Source organism: Bacillus sp. 7705b (genome assembly GCF_002289525.1).
GTDB classification, from domain to species: Bacteria; Bacillota; Bacilli; order Bacillales; family Bacillaceae; genus Bacillus; species Bacillus halotolerans.
On sequence record NZ_NSDH01000059.1, the window covers coordinates 1 to 780 of the forward strand.

2 protein-coding genes are annotated in these 780 nt (G+C 45.0%); both read right to left on the minus strand.

The genetic code is table 11. The features are described from left to right. Positions 1-375, minus strand: a 375-nt coding sequence (gene rpsK / locus CJU60_RS20340) for a 30S ribosomal protein S11 (RefSeq protein ID WP_095714784.1), incomplete at its 3' end; no start/stop codon positions are given. 20 nt (positions 376-395) lie between these two features. Then, positions 396-761: a 30S ribosomal protein S13 gene (gene rpsM, locus CJU60_RS20345; RefSeq protein ID WP_003156545.1), complete on the minus strand. Its 366-nt coding sequence runs from the start codon at positions 759-761 to the stop codon at positions 396-398. Positions 762-780: the final 19 nt, after the last annotated feature.

A 780-nucleotide genomic window follows, 5' to 3' on the forward strand; every position in this document is an offset into this window, starting at 1 on the left:
TGGACGGCATCCGTTATGAGGAACAGGAGTTACGTCTCTGATAGCAGTGACTTCTAATCCAGCAGCTTGAAGCGCACGGATAGCAGCTTCACGACCTGAACCAGGGCCTTTTACAGTAACCTCAAGAGTTTTAAGTCCATGTTCGATTGAACCTTTAGCAGCTGTTTCTGCAGCCATTTGTGCAGCAAAAGGAGTAGATTTACGAGAACCTCTGAATCCTAGAGCTCCGGCACTAGACCAAGAAAGAGCATTACCATGAGTGTCAGTGATCGTAACGATCGTGTTATTGAAAGTTGAACGAATATGAGCAATTCCAGACTCAATATTCTTTTTCACGCGACGTTTACGCGTGTTAGATTTACGAGCAGCAGCCATTGTTTAGGTACCTCCCTTACTTATTTTTTCTTGTTAGCTACAGTACGACGCGGACCTTTACGAGTACGCGCATTGTTTTTAGAGTTTTGTCCGCGAACAGGCAAACCTCTGCGATGACGGATTCCGCGGTAGCTTCCGATTTCGATCAGACGCTTAATGTTAAGAGAAACTTCACGGCGAAGGTCACCTTCTACTTTCAGTTTGTCAATAACATCACGGATTTTACCAAGTTCTTCTTCAGTAAGATCACGCACACGAGTATCTTCTGAAACACCAGCCTCTTTCAAGACTTGCTGAGCCGTTGTGCGGCCAATTCCGAAGACATATGTTAAAGAAATAACAACACGTTTGTCACGTGGGATATCTACACCAGCAATACGAGCCATTCTCTGGGCACCTCCTTAT

What these genes read in the sequence shown, in the direction of transcription:
- rpsM (WP_003156545.1), bottom strand. Translation starts at nt 761, where the DNA reads ATGGCTCGTATTGCTGGTGTAGATATCCCACGTGACAAACGTGTTGTT.